The following is a 15,264-nucleotide window of genomic DNA, read 5'->3' on the forward strand; positions in this document are numbered from 1 at the left end:
GTGGTGGTGACCTCGTTACGGCTGCAGCAACAACTTGCCCTCGCGGGGTGGCGACGGCGGTACGTTGTAGCGGTTAAGCGCCCAAGCGGCGATGTCCTTAAACAGTGGGGCTGCTGACTGACCGCCGTCACCATGGACACCACGCTGGGGTTCGTCAAGCATAATGCCAATGACAAAACGGGGATCGTCGGCAGGCGCGATGCCTGCAAACGTGATGTGGTACTTGGAATTCGAGTACGCGCCGGTGTCGGGGTCAAACTTCTGCGCCGTACCTGTCTTGCCTGTGAGCGAGTATCCCTCAATACTATTGCCGGCCGCGGTACCCGACTGCTGCCCCGTGGGATCAGACTGCATAACGCCTTCAAACATAGCGCGCACAGTTTGGGCGGTCTCCGGGCTAACCACACGCACTGTTTCCGGGCGCTCTGTTGCCGTCTTCGTGCCGTCCGGGGAAATTGTCGAACGAATCATACGCGGCGGGATGCGCTCGCCATCGTTGGCGATTGCCTGGAAAACTCCTGTCATCTGCAGCAGTGTCATGGCCATACCCTGACCAATGGGCAGGTTCGCAAATGTACCGCCGGACCACTGCGGACGCTGTGGCACAAAGCCGGACGATTCACTGGGCAACTCGATACCCGTGGACTGCCCCAGCCCGAAGAGATGCAGCATCTCAGCGAAGCGGTCCTGACCCAAACGCTCTGCCAGCATTAGGGTGCCGACATTGGAGGACTTGCCGAATACACCGGTCGTCGTGAAAGCTTCCGTGCCGTGCTCCCATGCATCGCTCACGGTGACACCCGCCATATCAATCGTGCCCGGGACCTGCAGAACCTCATCCGGTGTGGTCTTGCCATCTTCGATAGCGGCCGCGGCGGTAATGATCTTTGCTACAGAGCCCGGCTCAAATGGGTTCGATACAGCGGAGTTTCCGATAGTGCGCCCCTCTTCGAGCTCGGCCCCCATATCCTTATTCGGGTTAGCCGTGTCCGCCTGCGCCATTGCTAGCACTTCGCCGGTCTTCGCGTCGAGCACAACTGCCGACGCATCTTTCGCTCCCGAGTTGGCCTTCGCCTGGTTGACCTGCTGCTGGACAAAGTACTGCATGTCGAGGTCCAGGGTCAGCTCGTATGTCGTACCGTCCACAGCCGCGTGAACATCGCGCGTGGATCCCGGGATTGCCACGCCGTTGGAGGCGATATCAATGGTCTTGCCACCGTTAATACCCTGCAAAGTGGCATCACGAGAGGCTTCAAAGCCGAACTGGCCGACGCCATCCATGCCAATCTTGCCGATGACGTTAGCCGCCGTCGCCCCATTCGGGTACTGGCGAATATCCTGACGCTCCGCCACCAGTTCCGGATACTTTTCCACGATGGCGGCGGCCTTGTCCGGATCGACATTACGCACGAGCACCTCGTAGGTGCTGTCCTCATTGCGCAGCTTCTCTAGAATGTCCTTCGAGCTCACCCGGGACGGCGCGCTCATCACCGAGTTCTCCTCGGTTTCGGGTTCCGCTTGACGACGGCGACTGCTTCCCGACTTCTCCGCGTCGATGTCGGCCACGTCGAGTAGCTTCGGCAAATCCTTGGCGATCTGCTCGAGGCGTTCATCGTAGGCAGCGACATCATCCGGGCGCTGCTTATGTGCGTCCCCAATCCACTTGCGCAAAGTGTTCGGGTGCACGGTAATACTGCGTGCCTCCATCGTGAAGGCAAGCTGAGCTCCATTACGGTCGAGAATCGCACCGCGCCGAGCTGCATCAACAACTTCCACCGTGCGCTGATTCTGTGCCGCCGCAGAAAGGTCAGGACCTGCGACGAGCTGCACCCAAGCCAAACGGGAGACCAGCACTACGACTGCGATAGCGCCTATAAACTGCAGCCAGTTGCGACGCCGGATGAAGTCCTTATTACTAATGCGCATTTTTTCGCGCGGGGGCACGCTTCGGTTGGTATTAGCATCGAGCCTCCGGCTGCGCTGACCATCCCGAACTCGACTTTGGTCTCTGCGCTCACGGGATGTAATTCGGTAAGCACGTTCGCCGAAGTCATACCCCCCTCCACGGTTGGGGTAGTCGTCTTCAGATCGAATCATGCGCTAGTGCTTTCTACTAAGTCGATTCTCCCGCGCGCGATAACGTTAGGCGGTATTCCCTGCCATCGCGAGTACTGAATTAATTAGTCTACAGTCGCCTGACCAGAAACAGTGGAACCGCCAGAATATCGGACAGTTGGCCAGTTTGGCCGTGTTTAGTTTCTAAGTTCCTACGGTGCTGGAGCTGGCTCGGGTGCCGGTGCTTCCGGTACTTCCGGCACCGAGGCTGGCGCTTCGGGCGCTTCCGGAGCTGGCGCTGGAGCTTCAGCCTCAGGCGCGGGTGCCGGAGCCGGCGCAGGTGCTGGTGCGGGCTCATGGTTCTGCGGCGCATACGGAGCGGTTGCCGGCAACCCGTTGGGACGTGGGTGCGCTTCTTCAATGGCCGGTGCCTGCATCCCTGGAACATTCTCGGTGTCCTTCGGGTTCGACGACGGCGCATGCGGAACATTCGGCGACTCACTGTTGAGGTCGATAATCTTCTGCTGCTTCTCATCGCCCGGTCGCACTTCCACGACCTTGCCTTCCGGATCAGTCGTCAAAACGGCAGGCTGCTCCGGATTGACCATGCCCTCTTCCACAGCACGCTGCGCGATAGCACCGGTTGACTTCATGTAAGCAACATCCCGCTCGAGCACCTCCAGCTGGTTACGCAGCTCCTTTTCCTTGGTCTGCGCAGCATCCAGCTGCAAGGATGTCGAGGTCGAAATACCCGACAGCCACATCGCCGCCACGATTCCGGCAACGACGAGAATGATCATCACGGCCGCACCGGCAAACTTGTGGTTATCCCTCGAGGACGTCGTAACGCGACGCCCACGCACCGAGATGACCTGCTGAGAACCTGTGCGCCCAAACCGCCGGCGCTGATAAAGATCCTGTTTCGTGCGGGCGCTGCGACCGCGCTGACGAGTCTTCGTCTTGGCACCGGCGACGGTTGCAGATGCGCCGCGGGAGGTGCGCCGGGTGGGGGCGTGCTCCGTGATTGTCGTTGCCATGCTCGAAAGTTCTCCCAGTACTTAGATCGTTAAGGGTGCGTTTGGTGCGGTTGAAAGGTTTGGGTCAATCGGCTCGAATTCGCTCGATACAGCGAACTCTCACCGGTGCGGCTCGGGGGTTGTCTTCGATCTCGCTTGCCGACGCCTTCTCCGCACCTCTCGTGATGAGAGCAAAGTGCGGTTCATGCCCCGGAAGCTCCATCGGGAGCCCCGGTGGGGTTGTCGACTTCACGCGCTCCGCAAAGTCCTTCTTGACGATGCGGTCTTCCAGACTCTGGTAGCTCATGAACACTGCACGCCCATCGACTGCGAGTGCATTGCAGACCTGTGGCAGTACATTTTCCAGAGCTTCAAGCTCACGATTTACCTCGATACGAAGAGCCTGAAACGTACGCTTGGCCGGGTGTCCGCCCTTGCGGCGAGATGCCGCCGGAATGGTTTCGTAGAGCAGCTCGACCAGACGACCGGAGGTCGTAAACGGTTCCTTCTCCCGCTCACGCAGGACTGCCGAGGCGATTTTGCCGGCGAAGCGCTCGTCGCCGTAAGTCGATAGGATACGCGCGATATCACCGTGCGAATAGGTATTGAGCACATCCGCTGCGGTAATCCCCTGGCTTGCATCCATGCGCATGTCCAGCGGGGCGTCGACTCGGTAGGCGAATCCACGATTGACCTGGTCAAGCTGCATCGAGGAAACACCGAGATCGAAAAGCGCACCTGCAATGCCCTTCTCAGCGGCGCGGGCGAGAATGTCCTCCGCGCCACTGCCACCAGCGGCTGCAGGAATCTCACCACTGAGCACCTCGGCGAGCGAATCGAAACGCACACGGAAGGATACAAAGCGATCACCGAAGCGCGCGAGACGTTCTTCTGCCCCTCGCAATGCATTGTCATCGCGATCGAGTCCAACAACGCAGAGCTTCGGGAACTGCTCCAACAGGTATTCCGTGTGCCCACCGGCACCAAGAGTGCCGTCGACAACTACTGCGTCGTCACCCAGTGCCTCGATGCCCGGGCGCAACAAATCAGTCACTCGGTGAAGCAAAACGGGGACATGACCAAACTCGCCGGACTTGCGATCATCCGCAGGTGCCGATCCGTTCATTTCCCCTCCTCACCGGGTATGTTCGCACTGGTCAGAGAATCTATCGAGTGTATTCCCGGTTTGCTTAACGACGAGTGCCGCGCCAGCAACCAGACCGCACCTCATGAGCACTACTGGGAATGCTGCTATCGGTGCTTAAAACAAAAAGCGGGGATGTTCACAGGGCCCCGCCTGACAGAACCTGGTATCGGGGAAGTACACCAGGGGCTATCAGGCAGAGTCCATGCGGACATTCCCTCTTTTCGGTTATTCCAAGCGGTTTATAAAACGCCGAACAGCGAGTCATCCTCACCTTCGGAGAAATCAGCTTCATGCTCCGCCTGGTAGGCCTCCCAGGACTCTTTGTCCCAGATCTCCAGAAAGTCAATAGAGCCGATAACCACACACTCCTTGGAGAGATTCGCGTACCGACGGTGATCCATCGATAACGTGATTCGCCCCGAGCCATCAGGACGCTGCTCATCGGTGCTCGCCGCAAGATTTCGGATGAAAGCTCGCGCCTTGGCATTCGTACGAGAGGCCTTAGTAGCCCGCTGAGCTAATTTGACGAACTCCTCTTTCGGATACACCGCCAGAGAATGATCCTGCCCTTTAGTGACCATCAGGCCACCTGCGAGATCCTCACGGAACTTCGCCGGCAACGTCAGGCGCCCTTTGTCATCAAGCTTCGGCGTATAGGTGCCCAGAAACATGCGTCACTGGCCTCCTATCCCCGTGTCAACCTCAATGTCAACGCACAAACGCTTACCGAATTCAGGGATTTAGGCGTTGCCTTCAAGCAGAGCCGGAGGGCTGTGCTTTCCCGCTGTGCCAAAATCTCGCCAAACTTTAAGCGCAAATCGGATATTCACTTCTGCAATGTTGACCAACCTCAATCAACATCATGCCCCACTTTACCCCACTATCTGCCACTATCAACACAAGAAGGAGAAAAATAGCCACAGCATCAGCGCAACCCCACCGCTAGGACATCTGCTTTAACCCAATTGACCTGGACTTTTAAAGAATCACCTCGACAATTAAAGCGCGAATAAAAAGTGGGGCACCCACCCGCGACCACGCCGATAACGACGCCACACCAACCACATTGTTAACAGAAAGCAGTTTACGCCCCACTACCCACCACTTACCTGCTAAAAACCATCCAGATTCAACCTGGTCGCCAGACTTAGTGCGTTGACCTGCAATTTTGTGTCGCCAGAGCCAAACTTTCGGAGATACCAACAACGACCGCAGATAAGAATTCCTCCATCCCAATAGCTAAGTGGGGGAAAGTGGGGACTCGGGGTGGGGCAAAGTGGGTGAGATCTTGTGGAGACGATTCACGTCTAGAAAAACAAAAAAGTGAGGGCAAGCCATCGCTGGCTTGCCCTCACTTGTTAATTCTTGAGGCTTATCCCCTAACGCCCCTCGAAGCGGCCACGGAAACGCGATTCCAACGTGGAATCACCAGAGGAGCCACGGCTACCCGAGGTCCCTCGACGACTCTTTGCCGCCCCGGACTCAGACTTTCCAAAGCTCAGCCCCGAAGCAGAACTAGCCTTCTCCTGCTTACCGGCGCCGGTCAGAGCCCAAACGCCGGAACCGAACATAAGGCCAAAGCCGGCAACCGATAACACAATGAACCAATTGCTCACAGAGAAAAGAGCGACGCCGCCAATCAACATCAGCAGACCGAGGAGCATGAGCGCAAAAACCTGGATGGAAAACCCACGAGGTGCGCTGTTTTCCTCCGGAAAGCTGAACGCATTTCCGGCCATCGTCGAACTAAATTTAGGATCCTCAGCGTAGAGTGCAGACTCGATTTCGTCGAGCATCCGCTGTTCGTGCTCAGATAATCCCACAATTCCTCCATCGCCTACTTGAGCATTGCCCACCGCGATACTGGCGAGCCTTGACCCCTCAACTAACAATGCCGATACAACAAAGTTAATTACAGGCCACGTGCTGCTAACGCGGCGTCCGTTAGCTTCATTCTTACCCCTTCAACGGGCGACTCACCTCTATTGTTCCATGAATCCGAACAATCCCCCATTTATTTAGGAAAGCAACGCTCTAACACGCCCCCACCGGCTTACGCAGCCGCGGGCAGAACACCCAGCTCAGCCCGGACAGCCCCCAAGAATGCACAACTTAAATCCCACAACTCCTGCGCCCGCCGAGAGTCAATGCGACGCGAAATACCCAACCGGACTTCCTCACGCAGCGCGGTGAACTGCTCAAACTTGGTGACCCAGCTATCAAATTCGGGCTGCTCTTTCTTTAAACGCAACCAGGCACTCTGTGTTGCCGAACGACGACGCTTAACTACCGAGCCCGAACGAGCGCCCGAGCCAGAACCCCCAGCCACCGACACATCGTCGCGATTCAACAGCGCGCCTGCGCAACGCAGCGCCGCACAGTAGGAAAGCTCCAACATCTCATCAGAGCTGGCATTCCGAGCATTCGCTAGCAGAGCCTCTGCCCGCCCCAGCAGCTCCAGCGATTGCCTTGAGACACCGACCGGGGCGACCGAACCCGACTGCGAAATCGCCCTAAACTCCACCACGTTCGACCTTGCCACCACCCTGCTTCTCCTTTCACACAGCATTCACATGAGCACGGATTTTCCGCTTCTCCTTAGCGGGATTGACTGCAATCTATCCCCAAGCCCGGACTACGCCATGCGCACTTTCGCACACCTGTTCGACTCGATGTTATTGCAGTAATCTCACAACTAAGTTCGTCCAAGTCGCTAATCTGGTCACTGTGAAATACAGCGTGGTTCCGATGACAGCAGGAGACTTCAATCTCCGCCTGCAAGAAGCAGTGGCTCTCTACATCACCGCGATGCAGTACAACCCCGCAATCTTGCCCGGTCGTCTCCACGAATGGCAGAAGCAAACCACTCAACCCGGCTTCATGGCTGCTGCAGCCATAGCTCACCCCAAAGAGCTCTCCCCTGCCCAGGCTCTCCGCGACCCGCGCTGCAGGTTGGTTGGCATCGGCTACTGCCGTACAGGATTGGACACGCACTGGTGGTATCGCCAGGTAAGAGATGGACTGCTCATGGACGGGCGCTCGCTACCGGACGTCGTCAAGCTCTTGGGCAACTACGCCGAACTGTCTGAGATTCACATACACCCCAGCTTTCAGGGGCGGGGACTCGGTAAACGACTGCTCCGCGAGTTGGTCGATTCCCGCCCAGAGACGCGAGTTCTGTTGTCAACCCCGGAATACCCGAATGAGGCCAATAGGGCATGGCAGCTCTACCGCCAATTTGGTTTCAAGGATGTTTTAAGGAACTTTTATTTCACAGGGGACTCCCGTCCCTTCGCAGTTCTAGGAGTAGATCTTCCCCGTGACATCATCACCGAGTGAACCTTCCACACCACGTCGACGGCTTTCGCCTCTGCGCATTGCCACAGCAATGGCCGGAATTGCCGCCATCTTGCCGCTCAGCGGCTGCTTTGACGCACAGGCTGGCATTACCATTTCCGGCGACGACAGGGTCTCGGGCACAATTCACGTAACACCCACGGAGGAAGTCCGTTCCCAATTTGAGCAGTGGCAAGTACCGGAAGATCTCTCCGACCGCGTCTCGCAGGGAGTAATCGACTCCTCCACAGGAAAGATGGAAGTCTCGTTCAACGAGCTGCACTTCATTGAACTCACCGATACGCTCCGACAGCTTTCCGACGATCGCGTAGACATCGACCTAGACCGTACCGGTGGCGGCAAGATTTCGATGAACGGCCACATGGATTTGACTCACCTGCCCGGCGCGAAGGTTGATTTCGTCGTCGCGTTCCCGGAGCAGGTTACTGACTCCAATGGCCGCCAGACCGAACCGAACAAGGTGGAATGGCAGCTCGCCAGTGGCGAGAACCATAATGTATGGGCTTCGTCGCCGGCTGGATCCACCAAGCGGAATCAATTCCTATTATTTGCCGGTGTGACCACAGCCGCCGGTGTCCTAGCCTCAGTGCTAGGTGTCCTGTGGGCGCGAAGAGTTCGCGACATGCAGGACTTTTAGCAATTAAAAACCGCCGCGCAGCATATCCTGGCCGGTGCCCCATTCGGGCGCCATGCCGAGGTTGTGCAAAACTTCCTGGGAGGCGCGAGCGAAGTTCATAGTCATAAAGTGCAGCCCCGGCACGCCTTCGGCGATGAGCCGCTCTGCCATGTTGGTCGAAAACTCGATACCAATCTTGCGAATCTCATCTTTATTGGCCTGCTCGTCACCATCTGCTGCCTTAATCAGGCGTTCCTCCAAATCGGATGACAACTGTGCCCCGGAGAGCTCAACCTGCCTGCGCACTGAGCGCAGCGATGTAATCGGCATCAGCCCCGGAATGATGGGCTTGGCACCGTGCACTGGGTCGGCTTCCACCAGGCGGTCTCGAAGGCGTAAGTAGTGCTCAATATCGAAGAACATCTGCGTAATCGAGTATTCGGCTCCCGCGCGCAGCTTGGCCAGCGTGTACTGCGTATCATGGTCCAAATCCGGCGAGCGGTAGTGTCCTTCCGGAAACGACGCAATGCCGATTTCAAACTTCTCGAACTCCGGCTCGGCCTTAATCAGCTCAATCAGCTCGCTGGCGTAGTGCAGACCGCCCTCGGTCTCCACCCAAGGACCAAGCGGGTCTCCCGGTGGGTCACCACGCAGAACAAGCAGATTCGTCAGCCCCGCGCTGAGATAAGAGCGCAGGATTTCCCGCAGCTCGTCGACAGTGTGCTCTACCAATGTCAGGTGCACAAGCGTTGTAAGCGGCTGCCTCGAAACGCGCTGGGCGATTCGCAGGGTGCGGTCGCGGCTAGAACCACCGGCGCCGTAGGTCACGGATGCAAAGGAGGCACCAAGATCATGGAAAGCCTCAGCTGCTCGAAGAAGACGTTCCTCGGCGGCGTCGTCACGCGGGGGCATGAACTCGACCGAGAAGGGAATACTGCCCGCGCTCGGCATTGAAAGCGCCTGGCGGATCGTCACTTGGCGGCCTGGCGACGGTGGCATTGTTGAGGACATAGTCACTCATACTAAGCGGTGTCCTATTCTTGAGTCAGCATTACCCGTCATCGACGAGAGGCTCACATGAGCGAAGAACTGGATTTGGCCGCGCTGCAGCCCCGCGAAGTACCAGCTGCTGTTACCAAAACGCTGGAGAACTACCTCAAAAGCCGTGGCGACGATGTCGCGTCGGTCGATGCGGTGTACACCGAGGCCATAGATTCGCTCCATTCCTTCGTCCTCAATGGGGGCAAGCGCGTGCGTCCAGCCTTCGCCTGGCAGGGGTGGTTGGGAGCAGGCGGCCTCGAAGGCCGTTTCTCCCCAGCCGAGGATTCCCAGGCTGTGATGAACGCGGTGAGCGCCCTGGAACTCATTCAAGCCTGTGCACTCATTCATGACGACATCATCGATGACGCTGATACGCGCCGTGGCGCACCGACTATCCACAAGGTATTCGAGGCCAAGCACGAGGCCAATAGCTGGAATGGAGCCGCCGACCGCTTCGGTATTTCGGCCGCAATCCTCATTGGCGATGTTGCTCTGACCTGGGCTGATGACATGATGCACTCTTCAGGCCTCAGCTCGGAGGCGCTAACCCGCGCACTTGTCCCCTGGCGGGCGATGCGCACTGAAGTACTTGGCGGCCAACTGCTCGATATCACGGCCGAAGCCAGCCGGGACAGTCGCGTCGAGACCGCTGAGAAAATCAATCTGTTCAAGACCGCCGCCTACACCATCGAGCGGCCGCTCCACATTGGTGCTGCGATTGCCGGCGCCCCAGCGGAATTGGTTGAGGCCTACCGCAGCTTCGGCCGCGATATCGGTGTGGCATTCCAGCTCCGCGACGATCAGCTGGGTGTTTTCGGCGATCCCGAAGTCACGGGCAAGCCTGCCGGCGATGACCTCCGCGAGGGCAAGCGAACCGTACTGGTCGGCCAGGCTTTAAGCCTCTACCTCGATTCCGCACCTGAAAAGGCCCGCTTTATCGATGAACGCCTGGGAGCGGTCTCGTCTGCTGCAGATATTGATGAGCTACGAAATCTCATCGCTGATTCCGGCGCTGCCGATGCCGTCGAACGTGAAATTGACCGCCTGACCAGCCGCGCTTTCTCCACTATCGAGAATGCCGACCTGCCTGCAACGTCGCGCGAGAACCTCATTGCTATGGGCGTTCGCGCCACCGCTCGTCAGCATTAGACCAGGTGTTGCGTAGTCATGCCCGCTGCTTCCCCCACTCGTGCCCTCAGTAATTCCCCGCGTCTGCGACGTGCGATCACTCGTCCTCATAAGGGCGCCACACCACGACTGACCATCATCGGCGCAGGCCTGTCCGGACTTACCGCCGCGCTCTACGCCATCGCCGATGGCTACGATGTCACCGTTGTCGAGCGGGGAAGTTTCGTCGGCGGACGCTGCGCCAGTGAACCCATCACAGTCGATATCGACGAGCAATCGCTCACCGCAGTCTTCGACACTGGCGCAACTGTATGGACCATGCCCTCGCTTGTCGACGATGCCCTCGCCGCCGTCGGCCTCTACGCGCGCGATATCGACCCGGGTTTTTCGGCCTCCCCAATCACGCCCACCTACCGTGCGGAATTTGCCACCCGCGGCGGGCTCGACGTGTTTTCCAACGAAGACATGATGGCCGATGAGCTCGCGCGCTTCGGTGCCTCTGACTCCACCGTCGCCGGTTACCGCAAACTTCGCACGTGGCTGCAAAGTCTCTTCAATGCCTGCTTCGACAACTTCATGTCCCGCAGCTTTGACCGCGTTACGGACCTATTCACCGGGCCCGGCGCGCTTCGCGACCTCACTACGCTCCTCCGACTCGGTGCCTTCGGCGCCCTCGAACCTAAGATTCGTGCCTTCCTCGGAGATAATGATCTCGCTCGCGTTTTCAGCTTCCAGGCGCTTTACGCAGGTGTGCCTCCCGCTAAGGCCCGTGCGGTCTACGGCTGCATTTCCCACATGGATACCTCGATGGGGGTTTACTATCCGCACTCCCCCGCATTTGGTTCGGGTATAGGCGCCGTCAGCGAGTTGCTCGCCGAGGCCGTCCGTCGAGCTGGCGGCACCATCGACTTCGGCGTTGATGTCACTGGGCTGAAGCTCGACGAGGCAGGCTTTGTCTCCGCCGTCACCACGGCAACTGGCGAGCGTCCCACCGATGCCGTCATCGCTACTACCGATTTACCTGTGGTGCAGAGCTGGCTTCACGACGCGACTACCTCTGCCGCCAGTAGCTCATCGAAGTGGCGAGGCCTTCGGAGCGTCGTAAAGCGGACAGGAGCGCGGCGGCTGTTCCCGGTTCGATTTTCCCCATCGGCGGTGGTGGCGCACGGACTGATTCCGGTTTCGGAGACGACGACGTGGCCGAAACGGCATCACCTGATTTCGTTTGGCGAAAAGTGGAACGAGACCTTTGAAGAAATCTCGTCACCGCGTCATGGAAAGCTAATGTCGGACCCGTCATTGCTGGTCACCCGGCCTGCGGTGAGCGCGCCGGAGCGTATCGTCACAGATGCGAACGGCGTGCAGTGGGAGCCTGTCAGCGTGCTCGCGCCGTGCCCCAACTTGCAGTCGGCCAATCTGATTTGGTCGCGAATCGGTGGGGACTACGTCGCGAAAATAACCGCTGAGCTGGAGCGGCGCGGACTGACCGGGATCTCTACGAAGTGGCGAGTCGGTCGGATCGATACCCCTCAACAGTGGCAAGAACGTGACATGGGCGTTGGCTCGCCGTTTGGGCTGGCGCATCTGTTCCGACAGACGGGGCCATTCCGTCCCCGCAACTTCTCTCCGAAGATGCCAAAGAATCTGACGCTGGCGGGATCGACGACGGTGCCGGGAGTTGGCGTGCCGACGGTCATGATTTCGGGACGACTTGCGGCACAGCGGTTTGAAACGCCTTAGCTCATGAATGTCTCCCGGATGTCTGCCGGTGGTCACTGACCAACTAGGATTAATGCATCAGCAATGTATCGATTGTTTAGGTTGACATGAATTTATCGCGGAGTGCTCAGCTGGGTGTCTACGGTGGCATCCTCATTGCTCTGGGCTCCTACGGTTCCGGTGCGAATCGCTACCGTGGCGGCCTTGTCCACGCTCTGGGACTCGACTGGATCACCTACGGTCACGGTCAGATTTTCTGTGAGATTGTGATTTGGGTAGGTATCGCCCTGCTGCTTATCTCGTGGCTGCGCATCGGGCGGGAACTGCTGTTCTCGAAGGGGACCATCCGGGACATTGTGGCCGGTTCTGCCCATGATGGCGACGCAGCAGACGCTGCGGTTCCAGCGAACGCTGGCGGCGATGAGTCCACGTTGCGTCGGTTCAATTCAATCCTGATGGCCTGGGCAATTCCCCTCGCGCTGGCCGCACCGCTGTTCTCTCGCGATGTCTATTCGTATCTCATGCAGGGCGCGATGGTCCGCGATGGGTTTGATCCCTACACTGAGGGAGCTGCAGCCAATCCAGGGCCGATGCTGCTGGAGGTATCCGCAGATTGGCGGAATACCACCACCCCGTATGGCCCGCTGCATCTGGGAATTGGCGAGGTCATCACGCGGATTGTCGGCGACAACATCACCGTCGGCGTGATTCTCTACCGCATTGTGTGTCTGCTGGGCTTCGCCGCCATTGTCTGGTCGATCCCGCGAATCGCCCGGGAGCTTGGAGCAAATCCGGCTTTCGCACAGTGGCTCGGTGTGCTCAATCCACTGGTGCTACTGCATCTGATTGCGGGTATGCACAACGAGGCACTGATGGTCGGATTGGTCAGCCTGGCACTAGTCGCCGCACTGCACATGGAGCGCATGCGGGGTGGCCTGGTCGCTGCTGTCCTCATCGGAATTGGCGTCGCGCTGAAAGCCACCGCTGTCCTGGCGCTGCCCTTCGTCGTGTGGATTGTGTTGACCAGGCGCGAGCCCATCGCCACGGTTCAAGAGATGCTGCGCAAGATTCCGGCGATTGCCGGTGTGGGCATCGTGTTGGTCGCAGTTTGCGTCGGCACGCTTGCAGTGGTGACGTGGCTGACCGGCTCGAGCTGGGGCTGGATTTCCGAGATCAGTGGCAATACCAAGGTGATTAACCCCCTGGCAGCACCGTCAGCGGTCGCTGGTGTGATCTCGGGCGTCACGGCGTGGTTCAACGACGACATCGGTTTCAATGTCATCGTCAGCCACACACGCGTGGTCTCCTCCATCATCATGCTGGTGGGACTCGTGATCTCCTGGTTCTACTTCCGAGCCACCCCTCGTAACAATGTCGCTGGCATGATTGCCGCCTACGTGGTGGCCTGCGTATTTAATGCCGTGGCACTTCCCTGGTACTACGCCAGCTTATTGACTCCCATGGGAACGATTCGCCCGCCACGATGGGTGGTTCAAGGCACCGTGTTGTTCACATTCATCCTGTCGCTGTCCTTCGCCGGCGGCGGCAATCACCGCTTCTACGACGTGCCCTGGATGGTTATCATTACCGTTCTCGGCTGGCTGGCCGTCGGCTGGCTGACCACTGGAAAATTCAGCTGGAAGTACCCGTGGCGTGACGATAAAACCGCCGCAGACACGGATTCCACGGTGGCGCCCCTGTCGCGGTCGACCGAGGTCGCATAGTTGTCCATGCCCACCCCACAGCCTCTCTCGACCATCGCGCTGCCACAGTCCTACGAGCTCTGCCGCGATATTATGGCCTCCCACGGTCGCACGTATTCCCTGGCCACGCGACTATTGGCACCCCGCCAACAGCGTGCGGTGTGGTCTCTCTACGCCTGGGCACGCATCGTCGATGACTACGTCGACTGCCCCGCCGACGCCGACCGCTCCCCCACGCACATCGAAGCCACGGTCACACGTTTAAGCGAGCTTTTCCACTCAGCTGTCGTCATCGGTTCGCTTGACGACGTCCACCGCGACCGCGACCGTGCCGTCATCTCGGCGGCCGCACAGACTTTTCGCGACTACGACATCGATCCACAGCTCTCTGCGGACTTTGTTCACTCCATGTTGATGGACGTGCCCGACACATCGTGCCACATTGCGCATTTTGAAACATGGGAGCAACTCGACTCGTATATGTGGGGCTCCGCAGCAGTCATCGGCCTTGAGATGATGCCCATCCTAGGCACCCGCGCAGGGGTCTCCCGCGAGGAAGCCACTCCCTACGCAGAGCTCCTGGGAAAAGCCTTTCAGGTGACGAATTTCCTCCGCGACATCGCCGAGGATTTTCGCCGTGGCCGTATTTACCTACCACTGAATGAGTGGGAGGCCTTCGGAGTGGGTACCGAGGAGATCGGCTACTGTGCCGCCACGGGACAGACGACCCCGGCGGTACGTCAGGCATTGGCCTTCTTCATCGCTCGCAACCGCGCACTCTATGCCGAAGCCAGCAGCGGCGTGGACATGTTAGAGGTGCCAGGGCGTCAGGCTATCCGTGCCGCGGAGATTCTCTACTCAGACATTCTCGGCGAAATTGAGCGCATGAACTACAACGTCTTTGCGCAACGCGCTCAAGTGGGACGCGCTCGAAAAGCAAAAATCGCCCTCCCGCTGCTTTTCACAGCAGTGGCCGGGCGATTACGACAGGAGCTATCGCGGGCGTAGGACGGCGGGCGTAGGACGCCGTCCGGGTCTTTACAACGCCATAGCCTGTGCGCGGCGCATTACTTCGCGTGCAAGGTGACCGTGCAGGGCGTCCACCGGACGTCCAGGCAGAGATTCATCTTCGGTGAATAGCCACTCCAGCGTTTCTTCTCGCGTGTAGCCGCCGTCGGCAAGCAATGCGAGTGCGCCAGGTACAAAACGCGCGACCTCATCATCTTCAAAGAAGCGGGCGGGAATTTGTGCAATGCCGTCGCGGTGGACTGCAATAAGGCGACCCTCCTGCAGCAACGCGTGAATTCGGGTGACGGTGACGCCAATGAGGTCAGCGGCATCGGGCAGCGCAAGAGTGGGTTCGTCGGCGCTCAGGACATCGTGGCAAGTTGGAATCTTTCTCACACTGGTCACTTTAGCGCGTTGGCCTTGCAGTAGGTACGTCCCCATATACTTATTAGAAGCAACTGATTGGAACAGGGA

14 protein-coding genes are annotated in these 15,264 nt (G+C 58.7%); 6 read left to right on the forward strand and 8 right to left on the reverse strand.

Annotation, left to right across the window (positions count from 1 at the left end):
- Positions 1-15 precede the first annotated feature (15 nt).
- The 6 genes from CRD18_RS05595 to CRD18_RS05620 all read right to left on the reverse strand — a co-directional run bounded on the left by CRD18_RS05595 (position 16) and on the right by CRD18_RS05620 (position 6,760).
- The gene (locus CRD18_RS05595) at positions 16-2,097 is read right to left on the reverse strand and encodes a penicillin-binding protein 2 (protein ID WP_187406581.1); all 2,082 of its coding nucleotides are present in this window, start codon (positions 2,095-2,097) and stop codon (positions 16-18) included.
- Between the two features lie 170 nt (positions 2,098-2,267).
- Positions 2,268-3,092 (reverse strand): hypothetical protein, encoded by an 825-nt coding sequence (locus CRD18_RS05600; protein ID WP_070605644.1) that lies wholly within the window; start codon positions 3,090-3,092, stop codon positions 2,268-2,270.
- Between the two features lie 64 nt (positions 3,093-3,156).
- Entirely contained in the window at positions 3,157-4,197 is a 1,041-nt protein-coding gene (gene rsmH, locus CRD18_RS05605) for a 16S rRNA (cytosine(1402)-N(4))-methyltransferase RsmH (RefSeq protein WP_070605646.1), read from the reverse strand.
- Positions 4,198-4,457: 260 nt separating this feature from the next.
- On the reverse strand, positions 4,458-4,889 hold the full coding sequence (gene mraZ, locus CRD18_RS05610; RefSeq protein WP_005510286.1) for a division/cell wall cluster transcriptional repressor MraZ: 432 nt from the start codon (positions 4,887-4,889) through the stop codon (positions 4,458-4,460).
- A 708-nt stretch (positions 4,890-5,597) separates the two neighbouring features.
- Entirely contained in the window at positions 5,598-6,041 is a 444-nt protein-coding gene (locus CRD18_RS05615; RefSeq protein WP_187406582.1) for a DUF3040 domain-containing protein, read from the reverse strand.
- Between the two features lie 230 nt (positions 6,042-6,271).
- Positions 6,272-6,760: an SAV_6107 family HEPN domain-containing protein gene (locus CRD18_RS05620; RefSeq protein WP_048731236.1), complete on the reverse strand. Its 489-nt coding sequence runs from the start codon at positions 6,758-6,760 to the stop codon at positions 6,272-6,274.
- Positions 6,761-6,966: 206 nt separating this feature from the next.
- On the opposite strand from CRD18_RS05620, the gene CRD18_RS05625 reads away from it, so the two are divergent.
- Both CRD18_RS05625 and CRD18_RS05630 read left to right on the forward strand, forming a co-directional pair.
- Positions 6,967-7,557, forward strand: coding sequence for a GNAT family N-acetyltransferase (locus tag CRD18_RS05625; RefSeq protein WP_048731193.1), 591 nt, complete (start codon positions 6,967-6,969; stop codon positions 7,555-7,557).
- The gene (locus CRD18_RS05630) at positions 7,538-8,212 is read left to right on the forward strand and encodes a DUF3153 domain-containing protein (protein WP_016423011.1); all 675 of its coding nucleotides are present in this window, start codon (positions 7,538-7,540) and stop codon (positions 8,210-8,212) included. Before CRD18_RS05625 ends, CRD18_RS05630 begins: the two co-directional genes overlap by 20 nt.
- Before the next feature lie 3 nt (positions 8,213-8,215).
- Here the strand turns inward: CRD18_RS05630 and metF are convergent, their stop codons facing one another.
- Positions 8,216-9,202 carry a methylenetetrahydrofolate reductase [NAD(P)H] gene (gene metF / locus CRD18_RS05635; protein ID WP_048731195.1) on the reverse strand — a complete coding sequence of 329 codons (987 nt, stop codon included), beginning with the start codon at positions 9,200-9,202 and terminating at the stop codon, positions 8,216-8,218.
- A 66-nt stretch (positions 9,203-9,268) separates the two neighbouring features.
- On the opposite strand from metF, the gene CRD18_RS05640 reads away from it, so the two are divergent.
- From CRD18_RS05640 to CRD18_RS05655, 4 genes are all read left to right on the forward strand, one after another.
- The gene (locus CRD18_RS05640) at positions 9,269-10,381 is read left to right on the forward strand and encodes a polyprenyl synthetase family protein (protein WP_048731197.1); all 1,113 of its coding nucleotides are present in this window, start codon (positions 9,269-9,271) and stop codon (positions 10,379-10,381) included.
- An 18-nt stretch (positions 10,382-10,399) separates the two neighbouring features.
- Positions 10,400-12,100: a phytoene desaturase family protein gene (gene crtI / locus CRD18_RS05645; protein ID WP_187406583.1), complete on the forward strand. Its 1,701-nt coding sequence runs from the start codon at positions 10,400-10,402 to the stop codon at positions 12,098-12,100.
- Between the two features lie 86 nt (positions 12,101-12,186).
- Positions 12,187-13,803, forward strand: a complete 1,617-nt coding sequence (locus CRD18_RS05650; RefSeq protein WP_049190488.1) for an alpha-(1->6)-mannopyranosyltransferase A — start codon at positions 12,187-12,189, stop codon at positions 13,801-13,803.
- A 6-nt stretch (positions 13,804-13,809) separates the two neighbouring features.
- Positions 13,810-14,790 carry a phytoene/squalene synthase family protein gene (locus CRD18_RS05655; RefSeq protein WP_016423016.1) on the forward strand — a complete coding sequence of 327 codons (981 nt, stop codon included), beginning with the start codon at positions 13,810-13,812 and terminating at the stop codon, positions 14,788-14,790.
- A 30-nt stretch (positions 14,791-14,820) separates the two neighbouring features.
- On the opposite strand, the gene CRD18_RS05660 is transcribed toward CRD18_RS05655, so the two are convergent.
- Positions 14,821-15,195, reverse strand: coding sequence for an Rv2175c family DNA-binding protein (locus tag CRD18_RS05660; RefSeq protein ID WP_005510311.1), 375 nt, complete (start codon positions 15,193-15,195; stop codon positions 14,821-14,823).
- Positions 15,196-15,264: the final 69 nt, after the last annotated feature.

It is taken from the genome of Corynebacterium sp. LK31, from assembly GCF_014335015.1.
Classification (GTDB): Bacteria; Actinomycetota; Actinomycetes; order Mycobacteriales; family Mycobacteriaceae; genus Corynebacterium; species Corynebacterium jeikeium_D.